Genomic DNA, 13,317 nt, shown 5'->3' on the forward strand with positions numbered 1-13,317 from the left:
CTCGGCCCTTACAAATATTGGTGTCTGTCCCTATTTTTCCTTGATTTGATTGGTTATTGCCAAATTCAGTTGCCTATAGAAAATTTCTGTCATCAACGCTTCAATCCCAAAGGCACCATTTTTCGACTTTACTCTTTTTTATTAGATTTTTCGAGTGAGTAGCATGTATGTTTGGTTTTACGATAACTGATCGATCTTCATTGCTTTGCCGTCATTCCACTCGTACAAGTTAATAGAGTTCGTTGATGGGTCAAACAGGCAAAATGTAGCTGTTTTTTCTACCCAAGAACCTGCATTGGCATAAATTATATGATTATCGATTTTCCTCAAAAGAGGTTTATGTGTGTGTCCAAAAACTATAAACACCTTAGAAATATCTTTGGATTTTTTCAATACATCTTCTCCTAGCTTATAAGCTCCCTCCGCATATTCTTCAAGATTGCCTTGATATTTATCGCTAGATGGTGTGATATAGGACTGAATATTATCAGCAACTTGATAAAATGGATTAGTGAGCTTTTCTTTGAGAGATCTAAATACTTCACTAGTAGATTCATAAATGTCCCATAATTTTTCGTCAATATCCTTAGAAATAGACCTTTCGGCAATGCCGACTACTTTAGCAATAAATCTTCCAAGCAATCCCTTTGAACCTCCTGCTAATTCGGAGCTTGCGTGATTGTATTTGTCAAATCGATGACCATGTTCGATCCATAAATTTGACTCCATATAGTATGGAAAGATGAGCTTCTTTTTCTGATCGAGATCTGTCTGATCAGTTAATTTTAGCGACCCTATTGGAAATGGTGCAGCCTTATATGCAAGCTTAGCAAAGGGTAAAGAGTCATGATTTCCCGGAACATAAATAACTTCTTTGTTTGACTTAGTAAGTCTTATAAATGCTTTCCATACGTCTATGTACATTTGAAGGGCTTTTTCGATTTTACATTGCCAAAGTTCAAAAAGATCTCCAGCAATAATTAGTTTGTCTATGCTATCGTTTTGTTCAATCCATTTCACGAAACGAATAAATTCTAGATAATTACCGGACGTGAAAAAATCATCTGCTTTTGAACGATCACCAATATGCAAATCACTTACAATAACTATGTTCCCCATACTATACCCCCCTGTTGTGTTTTTGAATATTCCTTCTGAAATACCAAAAAGAGTGGTTACCCCAATTTCTCTCTGTTAGGTTCTAATTCTTGTTCTTTATCCGCATACAAACGCTTACTAAAATAAGTATTACCCAATCTCGAGGCTTATCACTTATTCTTACTATTATTTATTTGCATACAAACACTTACTAAAAAAACAATTAACACCATCTATTATTGTAACATATTGCGAATATATGTACCAAACTTTGTTTATAAAAGGTAAAAATGTAGAATGAAGAAAAAGCGAAAACAGAAGGCTTCAAATTCTTATTTTGAAAGAGCAGTAATAAATGGGATATTCACGCTTGTTTTTCTCATTATGTCCCGTTTTCGTTTATAGGAGGTGAGGCAGTTGAAAACTCGTAAGTTGAACATCCTTCTCGCAAAGCAAGGCTATAGTGATCCTAGATCTATGGTTAACAAACCCGAGCGATTCATCTGGAAAGATCTTGATAAGAAAATCATTAGTGGACAACTTGCCATAACAAAGGGTAGTACAACTCCAAGTTGGGTAAGATTTGTTAATGATGCTTTGGAAGAGGAACTAACAGAAGTAATAAACAGTGCTAACAGTGCACTGCTGTTTGTTAATGTAGAAAAGCGTATGTTCATTCTCTCTTTTGGATATGGAAGAAATATGCTAAAAGAAGAATGCTTCGTGAGAGATTTTGGTTTGAAAACCGTTCTTAACACCGTTGATCCCACCAAGATCAAAAGCATTGACTCTGCAATAACAGAGAACATCACAAAGCATACTAGGTCTCAAACGAGCATAGCATCTCCAACAGAGGAATTCGGTTTAGATGTTTCTCGGGATATCCTGAGAGCCGTGACTGGACATCCAAAGGAAGAATATCGAAAAGTCTTGGGAAGAACCATAACGGGAAAAGATTCATTGCATATATTAGTTAAGATCACGATGAGAGATCTTGAAGAACTTCTGGAGAAGATCTTGGAGCTATATGAAAGTGATTCTTACAAAGAGAACTTCGACTGGGTAGACAATCTAAGAGAGGAAAAAGATCCTTCGAAAATTAAAGAGCTCAAGAAAAAACTCGTCGATGATTTGAATTCTGAGAAGTATGAAGCATTTCATCTTGCAATACCCGAAATCTATGAACCTGACAGGATCGAATCCTTCGCCTATTTCTCGAAAAATTCATTTAGGTATACAGAGTTAGACATTGTTGAAGCCATAAAAGAGCTAAAGAAAAAAACAGACGAAATAAACTTTGATACTCTTAAAAACAAGAACATCTATGCGTTTGAAAGTGATACAAATGGTATTTATATGAGATGGAGTTTGGCGAAATGTATTGTATATGAGACAGAATACGAAGATAAACGCTATGTTCTTACAATGGGAAATTGGTACTGTATTGAACCAAGCTTTGCCAAAGAAGTGACCAAAAGCATTGAGAAGATTAAAGATGTTCAGCTTATTAGCTGTCAAAGTGATTTTCGCGAAGACCAATACAATGAAAAATTAGCCAAAAATATTGGAGACGCTATTCTATTTGATAAAAAGCTCATTAAATGTACAGATGCCAGATCAAGAATTGAACTTTGCGACGTTCTTACCAAAGATCACATGCTCATACATGTGAAAAAGCGAGGACGATCTTCTACGCTTAGTCATCTCTTTTCACAAGGGAAGGTATCTGCAGAAGCGCTTTTATCCGATGCTGGATTTCTTAATGAGGCTCGAAATCGTATTGAGAAAGAGAAAAAGAATCCTGATGACTATCTCCCGGATACTAATGACAAAATAAAATCGGAAGGCTATACTGTAGTCTTTGCCATCATCGACAAGTCTGATAAACCATTAAGCAAATCTCTACCCTTTTTCAGTTTGCTAAATTTCAGGCAAGTCGAAAAGACATTGAAAATGATGGGCTACAAAGTTGCCAAGGCCAAAATTGATGTAGTATGAAGAGCTAAACGAACCACGATTATGTTTCAGCCCAGAATTTGTGGGTCAAGAGAGTGCTTGAAAAATATCTTGGAATAGGTCAAGCTCCTATGTTTAGATATCTCATTGATGCTACTCTTCATTGGTATCAGACAAGATAACGAGAGCAAATTTGATTTTCTTATTCTGCCGAAGGCGCATATCACTGCGAAGCTGTTCTCTCGAATCTCGAACACCGGATCCCGATTTTCAGATTCTAGTGTTTTTATCAGTCTTACCTCCAGCAAAGCTGGGTTCCCCTTTGCGTGTCATCCTGAACTTGATTCAGGATCTCGTTCTTAAAAAACAAGATTCTGGATAAAACATTTCCAGAATGACTATCTTTACCCACTCCGAAGGAGTTATCGAGTAGGAGGGGGGATTCCCCCCCTCCTACTCGATCTCGCGTCAGCGTGCTTACCAGATTCTCGTATTCTTATCACGAGTTCGAGACAACCACGAGCAGTTCGCGTCCGCCGTGCAGCGCCAAGCCTTGTAAACATTACCTTTTCTTTGGTCTGCCTCTTGGCCTTCTTTTCAGTGGGAGGCCCAAAACCTCTTCAAATTTAGCAATTTTTTCGTCGTTAAAAAATAGTCTTCCAGTAGAAGTATTCCTTCGTATATTAGAAAGAAAATCATTACTATCCGGATATCCAAGATATTCTTTCCATCCGTCAGGATTCCAGTTAAATCCAAAATCTGACAAATCGCTTAAGTGAAGAAAATGAGGACTTTCCCTCCGTGTGTCCCCATTTTCTTTTACACGTACTCCAGCGCTCGACCATTCATAATCCCAGGGAAGTTCAACCATCTTTGCTCTCACGGGATTTCTCTCAACATATTTGACGGCCGAAATAGCATGTTCATGATCGAGAGGGCAGGAAAAGAATCTTCCCTGCCAAAGATGCCCTGTTCTATGGTGTTTTCGGTTGAAATACTGTGAGTATCTCATATGAGCGTACTTAAAAGCCATGGCTAGAGAATCTTCTCTTTCAGGGACAGCGATAAAATGAACATGATTGGTCATGAGGCAATACGCATATATCTTGAGCCCGTATTTGGTTGAATATTCCTTAATGAGCTCAAGGTACTTGATTCTGTCTTCAGGATCCTCAAAGATGTTCTGACGATAATTTCCCCTTTGGGTTACATGATGAGCAATACCCTCGAGAACAACCCTCGCGCTTCTTGGCATTTCATCCACCACCTGGCAACCAAGATACCCGATCATACCATAAAATATTGGAGTCTGTCCCTATTTTTCTCCTATTTTTCTCCGTTCCTATTTTTCTCCGCTCCAACTGCAAAGCAGCTCTTTTATAAAACTTTGATCGGAATTCTGCTTTGGATCATGTTTTTATTGAATCTAATTATTTTCCCTCGTTCAGTTTCTTTCCAGCACTTTTCATCATGAGTCAATTCTGATAATTTCCTTGAACTTAATTTTCCATAAGTCTTTAAGACAGAATCGATTATTAAAGATTCTCCTTTTGAAATAACTTTAGCTGGTTTGTATTCACGGTAGTCCAAAAAATGTTCTTTATCTTGGTTGTCTGAAATAACGCCCTTTTTCTTGAGATATCCAAGGATAATGTCGTAGTTATAAGGTGTTGGACCATATATGTTAGCCTTATATCGCAATCCAAAAATAGATTTACCGGTTTTCACAAAAGATTCCGCGTCAACATAGAACATGAGCTTGAGCAGCTTCATCATGTCTAAAGACTTTTGAACAGCCATTATTTTTGCTACACATGCGCAAAGTTTTTCGCCGTCGAATACTGTATAACCGTTCAGTACGGAAGGAAGATCTCCGTGTTCTGACAAGATTTCTTGATCAAGTAAAGTTCTATTTGATATCCCCATTCTCTCCAAAAACTGGTTCCTCTCCTCCATTGCGATTCTTCCATCAAGTACAGCCTTATCAAGAAGTTGCGCGAAATCATCACCACCAGGAATTATGTGATTCTCATATATCTTGAGCAATGATTCGGATAATCTACGCGAACCATTTTCAAGCTTGGAAATTAGAGACTTGGTTCTTCCTATTATCTTTGAAAGCTCTTCGGCGGTTAATTTGAGTTTCATTCTGGCTTCGCGCAATGTCTCAGGTGAAGGTATATGATTTTCCTTTTCATAGTCATCCCAGACCTTTTTCCAGGCCTGTTCCAGAGAAGCAGAATCTACAAAAGAATCTTCACATTGAGGGCATACAAAAACATTATAGGAAAGTTCAACTTCCCTCCCTTTAAAACTCTGTTTTTCCCTTATTTGTTTTTTATATAACTCTCTACCACACTTTGGACATTTCATCATCCCGCCTCCCCGGGACCATATTCCGGTAAATGCAGCGAAAGACAGATAACTCTTTCGGGAATACTGAAACTAAGTTTGAAGTATACATGATTATTTGAAGCATAATTCGCTGGGGCATCAAACTCTTCAGGTAAAAGATCCAGTTCAGAAAGAATATCATCAAGGGGTAAAAATTCCCATATAAGCACTATATTACTCTCTCGTTCCGAGTCATTTCTTATATCATCGGGTTCATACTTCCTGGCAACATTCCAAGTTGCCTCGAGAACATCATATCTATCTAAAATACCGGATTTATGAAAAGCCATCATTAGATCCACGTTTTTCTTGGCGTCGTACAAAAGCCTAATATCACATTCTCTGTTCTCGATTATTTCTTGGATAAAAGCTTTGCAATGTTCAAATAGCTTTCTTTTTATCTCATCCAAGGGAATCACCCCTATTATATCCTTGTTTTATCAACTTTGTCAACTTTAATTTTCTCTATGGACAAAGACACTATCTCTTCCTATTACTGTTTTTTGGCTGGGCGCGAACACTTACTAAAAAACGATTAACAGCGTTTGTAATTGTAACATATTGCGAATATATGTACCAAATATTGTTTATAAAAGATGAAAAAAGTAAAATAAAATAGACAGAGAAACCAGAAAACTTTGAATATCGACTCTCAAAAAACGGCATTAAAAAAGTTCGCACTTTTTCAGTCAATAGGAAAGGTGGGGATGCTGTTCATTAATGAGGATAATGTAAAAAATAGTGTCTGTCCCCATTTTCACAGAGAAGCATAGCCAACGAGACGGGTCATGACTTCAGAACGGTGAAGAAATATGACGAAATGGACGATTTCAACGAGTATGTTCAACGCAGAAAGAAGACTTCCAAGCTCGAACCGTACAAGCCCAAAATAGATGAATGGCTGGAAGAAGACAAAAGAGTCAAAGCGAAACAGCGACACACTGCCAGAAGGATTTACAGGAGATTGTGTGAGGAATATCCAGATTTCCCCCTCAGTGAACGTACCGTGAGGGCATATGTGAGGAGGAAAAAGAAGGAATTATATTCCAACGAAGGTTATTTACCACTCAACCACCCTGGTGGTGAGGCGCAAGCGGATTTCGGTCATGCTCAGTTTATTGAAAAGGGTAAGGGAACAACACTGCATTATCTGAACCTTTCTTTTCCATACAGCAACGGAGGATATTTTCAACTGTTTAGAGGGGAAAACCTTGAATGTTTGCTTGAGGGACTGAAGAACATATTCGAACATATTGGAAAGGTGCCTCGGCGTATATGGTTCGACAACCTATCTCCCGTGGTGAAAAAAATTCTGGATGGAGGGGAAAGGGAGGTAACGGAGAAGTTTTACAGATTCTGTCAACATTATGGGTTTGAACCTGTGTTTTGTAATCCTGGTCGGGGTAATGAAAAGGGTAATGTGGAGAACAAGGTTGGATATAACAGACGAAACTTCTTTGTTCCCATTCCCAGGATAGAGAATCTTGAAGATTACAACAAAAAACTCTTAACCCTCTCGGAGAAAGATATGGAAAGACCTCATTACCAGAAGGGAAAAAACATTAAAGAACTATTTTTAGAAGAGAAGGAAAAGATGCTCTTACTCAACGAAAAACCTCTGGATATTTCCAGGGTACAGAAAGCAAAGACAGACAAGTATGGGATGCTTCGTTTTGAAAACAACAGATACTCCGTGTCACCAAAACATGCTGAAACAGAAGTGTGGTTGAAGATAGGGGCATCGGAAATAGAGATACTGGATGAAGACTACAGAGTGCTCGTAAAACACCCCAGGTTATACGGACACAACCTCCAATCTCTGAATTGGTATCCATACCTTGAGACCTTAAGCAGAAGACCGCGTGCGTTGAAATACACAGGATTTTACAGGGAATTACCTCCTATTTGGCAAGAATACTTTGAATCCTGTGATTACCAGGAAAAGAAAAACAGCCTGAAATTGCTGGTCAAAATGCTACGTGAAACAGATATGGAAACCGCGAGACGTGCGCTGGAGATAAGTCAGAAGAGCGAACGTTGCACTGCTGAGACAATATTCCTCTCATATCGACGGTTGATCCAGGAAGAACCATCACCCTTTGAAACAGGGAACAAAGTACCGAGATTACAAGCATACACAACCGATTTTAAGGAATACGATTCCCTGGTGGGTGAAAGGAAATGAAAGAACTCATCGCTCAATACTGCAAAGAACTGAGATTGGGAAAAAGTATAGTGGAAAATTACCAAAAGATACAGGCAGAAACCAACGAGGAATTCCTTCTGAAACTACTGAAGCTGGAGATTGAAAACAGACGGGTATCACGTAAAAATCGTTACCTAAAACAGACAAATTTCGAGGTAATGAAAACCTTCGAAGGCTACAGTTTTGAAAACGTACAGATACCCAAGAGTATAACATTGGAAGAACTACAAGAAGGGAGGTTTCTGGAAAAGAAAGAGAACCTAATACTGTATGGTCCTGTAGGAACAGGAAAAACACACATGGCAACAGCCATAGGTATCGCAGCCTGTAACCGGGAAAAGAAAGTCAGATTTTACAGAACGGCCACACTGGTAAACGAACTTGTGGAAGCAAAAAGCAACGGAACATTGAAGAGATTCTTGAAGACACTCAGAAAGACAGATTTGCTCATATGCGACGAATGGGGTTACATACCTTTAGACCGAGAAGGAGCGCAACTTTTATTTCAAGTGATTGCGGAAAGATATGAGAGGAACAGCGTAATAATCACAACGAACCTTGAGTTCAGCAAATGGAATGGGATATTCTACGATGAGAAACTCACCAGTGCCATAATAGACAGATTGATCCACCATTGCCATTTACTGGTGTTTACAGGCAAGAGTTATCGATTGGAACATTCGAGTATTAAGGCTTAATTTTTTTACCCCGGGTGCTGGCTTTTTATTTTTCCGAATGCTGGATTTTTATATTGCCAAAAACATATGTACAAGAATTTCACGCATTCCACGTGCCCTCAATTGTTCTCCCACTACTGCCTCTTTAATAAATTGCGGACGCGCTCCGATAACTGACAAAACCTTCATTTTTTTCCTCCTTAATCACTTGTTTTTCAGCAATCTTATGATCCACTAGCTCGATTCTTTTAATATTATGTATAAAGTCAATAGATTTCTGGTTCTTCCCGCAAATTTACTGATTTAACCAGTGAAAAAGAGTAGAATCGAAGTAGGGACAAAAAACTATGATAAAGCAGACAGAGTCAAGAGAATTATGTTTGGAAAATGCTTGTTTGAACCACTGAGGCCGAAGGTTCTCACACTCTGATTTATATACTTTTCGGAAGAACCAAAATCCTATTGACTTTTTACATTCAAGAACTAAATTTTATATTGCCAAAAGTAATCAATCTATACGAAAATCACCAAATTGAAGAATTTCATCTTCACCTATATCTCTAGTTGCCTTGCTACCGATCACTTTATCATATAGCAAAGGCGAAACTCCTGTTCCTGGTCTCTTTATTTCAATGTCGGTTTCTTCTATTATCTTGCCCGCAGGAATGAATCTTTTGGCTACGAGACTACGTCTCGCATTAAGTCTAGAAATTTCTTCTTCCTTTATATAGTGTTTTTCAAAATTGCCAAGAAATTCTTTGTATTCATCCAACAACTTAACAAAACGGCTTAAATCTTCTTTGTCCATAGCGTGATAATGGTCGTTCCCTGGCAATGTTTTGTCGAATGTGAAATGTTTTTCTATAACTTGTGCACCAAGAAGCCACGCTGCTGTAAGAACCTTTTCCATTTTATTTGGAAGCGTGTGGTCGGAATACCCGATAATATAGTCTTGAAACTTGTTAACCATGTCTTTTATCATGCCTATATTTGCTCGTTCTATTGGGGTTGGATAATTCAAAACACAATGAAGTAAGACAATTTGGTTATTTCCTTCTTCCTTTATAGCCTCAATAGCCTGCCATATTTCGGATACTGTAGAAGCACCAGTTGAGAGAAGAATAGGCTTTCCTTTTCTAGCGATATGTCTAAGAAAAGGAATGTTTGTTATATCTGCAGAAGCGACCTTGTAGGCAGGCATCAATGGTTCTAGAAAATCCGCAGATTCAAAGTCAAAAGGTGTAGAAAGGAAATCTATGCCACATTGCTCTGCGTAATTTGCCAACTCTTCGTATTCTTTCTTCCAAAATTTATCGTATTTCTTGAATAGCTCGTACTGACTTCTTGTTGGTTCCTTGTTAGTATTCCAATATGATGGTGAGTATTTCGAAGCAAGTTTTTCGGCTTTGTATGTTTGGAATTTAATTGCTGAAGCCCCAGCTTCAGAAGCTTGCATTATCATTAGCTTTGCTTTTTCAATATCTCCCTCATGATTGACACCAGCCTCAGCAATAATGTAGGGCTTTTCCAGTGAACCTTTAATAATCTTAAAATTCCCTATTACTATCTCTTTCATGCTTCCACCTCCTGTATTCGCTTTCAATCAGATCAGTTACATTAAAAATTCCTCGCCTTATTTCCTTATATGGTAAATTATCAAACATTTTTTTTCGCTTACTTGAGTCATTAATTAACTCAACAACATTTTTGTAGATTGTTTCTTCGTCGACATTGCAAGAAACTCCCAAGTACTTTATACCTTCAGAGTATCTTGCAAACAGATGCATCGTTTCGCGATCGTTCTGAGCTATGCTGATCATAGGGATTCTCATAGCAGCAAGTTCATATACAGTTCTACCATTTGAAGTAATAGCGAGGTCAACATTCCTCATCACTTTTGCCATATTTTTTACGTTACGCATAACTTCAAGATTCCTATTACCCCAATGCTCCTTTATATATTGTCCTAATTTGTCTATAGCTCTATATGATGGGCCAATCACTAATTTAACATTGATTTTGGGATCAATTTTTTCGAGGGCTTTTAAGGTGCGAAAAGTTAGATCAGTTGGATCAACTCCACCAAAAGTTATCAATACAGACCGGACACAATCAGAAAAAGTATTGGGGGCTTGAAGAAGGAAATCATCTCTAAGACATACATATTTGTATCCATATCTATGCGAAAATGGTGGATCAAATCTTTCATATAATGCATTAATTACTAAATTAGCTTGATCTGCACCAGTTCCTAAGTCTTCGAAGTTGACAACAAAACAACCTTTCGAAATAAGTTTTTCAATATATTTAGAATCCGTATCTAATATATCGTTTATAATTATATCAAAAGGTTTAATATATTTTATAATCTCTTCTAGTGTGACAACCTCATTGTGCTTATATCCTCTTTCGGTGATAATTTTTTTCGCTTTCGAAGAACATTGGTATAATATGAATTCTATATTATGCCCAAGCCAAAAATCTGCCAGAGTTAGTGTTCTGTAAATATGTCCCATTCCAGTGTTACTATTTCCAGTAACAACAAATTTGACACTCAATCTCTTGAGCAAAGCTGAGCACAGTAACCAATCATTTGGAGAATCTAAATCAATAGAAGCTTCAAGCGGAACTTCGTAGATTCCCACTTTTCCCCCGATTCTTGTTCCTGAATTAATTATTTCTCTTTTGCTGATAACAAAAGCTCCTGTCTCTTTAAATCTTTTTGGTAACCACTGACGATTCAGCCGTTTTTTATAATCTGGTTTAAGTTCATTGTTTTCGATTTTCCAACCAAGATGGGTATTGTCAACAACGCTTATCAACGAGTCAAGGTCTTGAGCAAAAAAATTATCAATGGCTTCATCGATAAGGGACGAAGTGATCAAAGGTGAGGTTGGCTGAATCGTTATCACAGTTTCAACGTTAGCGCTATAATGCTCTTCAAACCATTGAACAGAATCGCTTACTACCGGATCAAGAGGAACCGAGTCTTTTCCGAGATGTTTTGGCCTCTCGCGAATAATCACGTTGAATTGTTTACAGTATTCCGCTATCTCGTAATCATCTGTTGTGACGATAACAGCATCAATTTTTCTTGAAGCAATAGAAGCCTCAAGAACATAAGAGATTAGGGGCTTTGCATTAAGCAATCTAAGATTTTTTCGCCTAATACCTTTGGATCCACCTCGAGCTGGGATAACCGCGATCAACATGTCAAACCACATGTGCTAACGCACATACCATCAGTGAAATTTCTTTTGTGAGTGTCTAATCTAAGTATGAATTTTGACAAATTCACACCACCTTTCCTTATTTGCATAAAGTCAACAGCTTATTGGTTCTTCCGCAAAAGTTATGAACTAAAGCATGAGAACCTTCAATCTAAGCAGTTCAAAGGGACATCTGCCATACATAATTCTTTTAATTACCTTTATCTTATTATTCCTTCAGCTAGTCCATTACTTTCATTCAGTTTCACAGCATTTTTGACAGTTGCTAGGTCTCTTTCAATCCCGTGGACAAGGTGATTGAGTTCCGAAATTGAATATGTCTTCGTTGTTTCAATCCATTTTTCAAGATTGTTGTCATCTTTTTAAGCCAGGATTCGTCTAAATTCTTTTACCGTTGAATAGACCTTCTGCAAACCTCCGTTACCCTCAATATAGATTCGTACTTTTTTCTGTTCACTTTCTTTGAGTTTTGAAATGTCCTTGTACAACAGCAAAATCAAATATCTTCGCTTCAATAATGATGGCGCCGTCTGATTCTTATTTCTTTTTCCCAATCCTTTGTTGTATTTGGCTAAGAATGTCTTTACGTTTGAATAAGAGCCCCTATATCCTTCTTTGCGAACAGTTGAAATTTCCATTATAGTTTTCCTGTTCTGGCTCATAGCGATGATTGTACTCTTGTAAGGGTCAAGATTGCTCTTGCGACTTATCCCTTTTGACGCATGGGTCATTCTACCTTCACATCTGATGTACTTCCAGATAGCATTTTTTGCAATCCAGATATTCTTCTGGACAAGTACCCTTGCCTGTAGAGGTCTTTAACCATTCTAACGATTTTATTCTTCTCTTCTTCGCGTCGCTTTTGCAGCATTTCCTGCCTGGTACATTTGAACTCCGTCAACTCTGTCGGAAGGTTTTTTTCTTCTATACCGGCTATTTTGATTCTTTTGGGTATCGTTCGCTTTATGTATTCTTTGGCTTCTTCGGTGAGATTCTTGACTAAACGAAATCGGTCACTAACCTGTATGACCTGAGGGAATGCTTCTTCTAAGGCTTTTGCATAGCTAATCGAACCATCACGTGATACCACTTCTATATCCGGATATCCTTTCAACCATTCGGTGACTTCTTTCGTATCTCGAAAGGCAACGATATCTACAACCTGTGACGTATCCCGATCGACCATCACTGTCCCATAAGTGCGGACTTTCTTTATGGCAAAATCGTCGTTGCAGATTCTCTTGACTCTAATGTTTACAACTAACTTGTTTTTTTAATATCCGTAAGATTGTGTCATCCGAAATCCTGGCTATCCCTTTGTTAATAACTTTCTTTGCACTGCGAGCACTCATATTTAATGCGATTTCTCTGATTTTTTCATCCAGCCTGATCGTTCTTCTTCCATACCTGGTGGTAAAAGGAAGTGTTTCTGGAAATCGTGCATGGTCACATTCGGGATTCTTACAAAAAAAGACTCTCCGCTCCAGTATGATTGTCAGTAGCTTTTCTTGAACGGGTAAATCGGAGATAGTATTACGATATACGGAGTGGACATTCCTCGATTTCTTGCCACAATATGGACAAGCCTCTTCAGAAGTCCCTTTTCTCGCATGGAGTTCTATTTTTTTATCGTCCGTAAAAGCTTCTACCAATACCAAATCTGGATCCAGTGTTCTCAACAATCCCTACATTTATATCATCTGTCTTGTCATAGTTTTTTGTCCATGCTTCGATTCTACTCTTTTTTATTGGTTAA

The 13,317-nt window shown here is 38.0% G+C and carries 12 protein-coding genes; 3 read left to right on the top strand and 9 right to left on the bottom strand.

Features of this window, described 5'->3' with window-relative positions; all coding sequences use genetic code 11:
* Positions 1–177 precede the first annotated feature (177 nt).
* A complete protein-coding gene (locus KOLE_RS06405) occupies positions 178–1,119 on the bottom strand; it encodes a UDP-2,3-diacylglucosamine diphosphatase (RefSeq protein WP_015868623.1) in 942 nt (313 codons plus the stop codon).
* A gap of 396 nt (positions 1,120–1,515) precedes the next feature.
* On the opposite strand from KOLE_RS06405, the gene KOLE_RS06410 reads away from it, so the two are divergent.
* The gene (locus KOLE_RS06410) at positions 1,516–3,096 is read left to right on the top strand and encodes a TIGR04141 family sporadically distributed protein (protein WP_015868624.1); all 1,581 of its coding nucleotides are present in this window, start codon (positions 1,516–1,518) and stop codon (positions 3,094–3,096) included.
* A gap of 520 nt (positions 3,097–3,616) precedes the next feature.
* Here KOLE_RS06410 and KOLE_RS06415 read toward each other — a convergent pair.
* From KOLE_RS06415 to KOLE_RS06425, 3 genes are all read right to left on the bottom strand, one after another.
* Positions 3,617–4,309: a transposase gene (locus tag KOLE_RS06415; protein WP_015868625.1), complete on the bottom strand. Its 693-nt coding sequence runs from the start codon at positions 4,307–4,309 to the stop codon at positions 3,617–3,619.
* A gap of 122 nt (positions 4,310–4,431) precedes the next feature.
* Entirely contained in the window at positions 4,432–5,430 is a 999-nt protein-coding gene (locus KOLE_RS06420; protein WP_083763205.1) for a type II TA system antitoxin MqsA family protein, read from the bottom strand.
* Positions 5,427–5,858, bottom strand: a complete 432-nt coding sequence (locus KOLE_RS06425) for a hypothetical protein (protein ID WP_041288689.1) — start codon at positions 5,856–5,858, stop codon at positions 5,427–5,429. The genes KOLE_RS06420 and KOLE_RS06425 overlap by 4 nt, the downstream gene beginning before the upstream one ends.
* A gap of 335 nt (positions 5,859–6,193) precedes the next feature.
* Here KOLE_RS06425 and istA point away from each other — a divergent pair, with 335 nt between their 5' ends.
* A complete protein-coding gene (istA, locus tag KOLE_RS06430; protein ID WP_049753259.1) occupies positions 6,194–7,633 on the top strand; it encodes an IS21 family transposase in 1,440 nt (479 codons plus the stop codon).
* A complete protein-coding gene (gene istB, locus KOLE_RS06435; protein ID WP_015868629.1) occupies positions 7,630–8,352 on the top strand; it encodes an IS21-like element ISKol3 family helper ATPase IstB in 723 nt (240 codons plus the stop codon). Before istA ends, istB begins: the two co-directional genes overlap by 4 nt.
* 487 nt (positions 8,353–8,839) lie before the next feature.
* Here istB and KOLE_RS06440 read toward each other — a convergent pair whose 3' ends face one another.
* From KOLE_RS06440 to KOLE_RS06460, 5 genes are all read right to left on the bottom strand, one after another.
* Positions 8,840–9,907, bottom strand: a complete 1,068-nt coding sequence (locus KOLE_RS06440; protein ID WP_015868631.1) for an N-acetylneuraminate synthase family protein — start codon at positions 9,905–9,907, stop codon at positions 8,840–8,842.
* Positions 9,879–11,543, bottom strand: a complete 1,665-nt coding sequence (locus tag KOLE_RS06445; RefSeq protein ID WP_049753260.1) for a cytidylyltransferase domain-containing protein — start codon at positions 11,541–11,543, stop codon at positions 9,879–9,881. Before KOLE_RS06445 ends, KOLE_RS06440 begins: the two co-directional genes overlap by 29 nt.
* A 380-nt stretch (positions 11,544–11,923) precedes the next feature.
* Positions 11,924–12,292, bottom strand: a complete 369-nt coding sequence (locus KOLE_RS11500; protein WP_041288690.1) for a hypothetical protein — start codon at positions 12,290–12,292, stop codon at positions 11,924–11,926.
* Positions 12,289–12,747, bottom strand: coding sequence for a transposase (locus KOLE_RS06455; RefSeq protein ID WP_041288691.1), 459 nt, complete (start codon positions 12,745–12,747; stop codon positions 12,289–12,291). The genes KOLE_RS11500 and KOLE_RS06455 overlap by 4 nt, the downstream gene beginning before the upstream one ends.
* 61 nt (positions 12,748–12,808) lie before the next feature.
* Positions 12,809–13,240: a transposase family protein gene (locus tag KOLE_RS06460; protein WP_237697517.1), complete on the bottom strand. Its 432-nt coding sequence runs from the start codon at positions 13,238–13,240 to the stop codon at positions 12,809–12,811.
* Positions 13,241–13,317 lie beyond the last annotated feature (77 nt).

Source organism: Kosmotoga olearia TBF 19.5.1, assembly GCF_000023325.1.
GTDB classification, from domain to species: domain Bacteria; phylum Thermotogota; class Thermotogae; order Petrotogales; family Kosmotogaceae; genus Kosmotoga; species Kosmotoga olearia.